This window comes from Lactobacillus sp. HBUAS51381, from assembly GCF_012641095.1.
Classification (GTDB): domain Bacteria; phylum Bacillota; class Bacilli; order Lactobacillales; family Lactobacillaceae; genus Levilactobacillus.
Genome location: NZ_JAAVSC010000072.1, coordinates 1 through 1,701, shown reverse-complemented (window position 1 = coordinate 1,701; position 1,701 = coordinate 1). Strand labels below are relative to the sequence as shown.

Here is a 1,701-nt window from a genome sequence, read left to right as displayed (position 1 = left end):
GTAAGCACCGAGTAACTGACCGTATTGAATTGTAAATTAAAAAGAGATGGCCCGTCCTCGGTTTTTGAGGGCGGGCCATCTCTTCCATGCTTTAAGCGGCTATGACATGAAATTCTTCGCGGTTATCAAGCCCCGATTGATAATTCCATGGTAAATAAGCTTCCAGATCTTCCTTTTTCGCAAAATCTGGGAGTTGTGGTACTTCATTTAATAGATAAGTCACGTAATCACGTGGATTAATGCCGTTGGCCTTAGCCGATTCAATTAGCGTCATCCAAATTGCCGTAGCCTTAGCTCCGGCAGGACTGGTACTAAAGAGCCAATTCTTTCGACCAATCACAAAGCTCTTCATGTTTCGCTCGGAGGCATTATTGCTGAAATCTATCGCTCCGTAGTTGAGAACTCTATTTAACGCTATTCGCTGATTTCGTGCGTAAGTAATGGCTTTACCGAGCCGACTTTTGGGTAGTTCGTCTGCTTGATCAATCCATGACCAAAACTTTCTCACTAGCTTAAGCAGTAGTCGCTGGCGTTGCCGTCGTCGTGAGCGAGGCGACCATTGTTTCCATTCTTTCTCTAACGCAAACATCTCGTCTAATAGCTTGAGTGGACGACTCATAATTATCTTTCCATTGACGGATGCTGCCTCGTAGAACTTCCGGCGGACATGGGCAAAGCAACCAACTCGTATGACAGAGTTATCTAGCCCGTTATAACCAGCATACCCGTCACATTGAAGTACCCCCGTAAAACCTCGGTAGAGGTTCTCGGCAAATGCTCCAGATCGTGTATCACCATAAGCGTACTGAACGGCTTGCTTGGATGATTTCCTGACTGACCGCATCACCCACATATAAGACTTGGATGTAGCCGCCTTCCCGGGTTCTCTGAGCACCTGCATTGGTGTTTCATCACCCTGAAGGTAAGGCTGTGCGACTAGTTCCTCCCGGATGAGGTTATACAATGGCGCCATCATTTCCCCAGACTTAATAACCCAGTTTGCCAAGGTTGTTTCGGAAAGTTGAGCGCCCATTCTTTGCCATTCCTTGAGTTGACGGCTTAAAGGAACACCTTGTTCGAATTTTTGGTGAATAATCTCCGCGATAACCGAAGCGGAACCTAAACTATGGGGGATCACGGGCTTGGGGACCAATCCTTGAATAAGACGCGTAAGTCCATCAATGGCTTCACAATCTATACACTTATATGTATGCGTATAGATTTCTTCACGATATAATTTCGCCGGCTGAAAATGGAGTTGCTCCCGAATAAATTTTTCACCCACGAAAACTAAGCGGTGTCCGTGTGGACACTGCTTAGCTGCTACATCGATGACAGTCCTTTTGATTGGCAAATTCGGGCTTAAGACTTCTTGCCGCGTCTTTTTACGCTTTTTCGCTGACTGTACTTGATTCGCTTGGTTTTCTTGGCCAGTTTGCTCTGGCTCGGTAAAAACACCGTCATCTTCTTCCAAAAGCGATAGCTGATTGGCATCGACTTGTTCTGATTTTTTACCATACAATTTCTTGGTTAGGTAATCAATAATCTCAGCCTGCTCTTCAACCTTTTGAGTCAACTTAGCGATTTGTTCTTGCTCTGGTGTCATTGGCTATCCCACTCATTCTGTATTAGTTATTTTTGAGTTTACCATAGTCATTCCCAGATAAACAGCTATCTTTCCGTGGTCAAGCTTACGCGTCT

Annotated in this window: 1 protein-coding gene; it reads right to left on the bottom strand. The window is 45.2% G+C overall.

Annotated elements, in window-relative coordinates; translation table 11 throughout:
- Positions 1–91: 91 nt before the first annotated feature.
- On the bottom strand, positions 92–1,606 hold the full coding sequence (locus HEQ50_RS12490; RefSeq protein ID WP_168900824.1) for an IS66 family transposase: 1,515 nt from the start codon (positions 1,604–1,606) through the stop codon (positions 92–94).
- Positions 1,607–1,701: the final 95 nt, after the last annotated feature.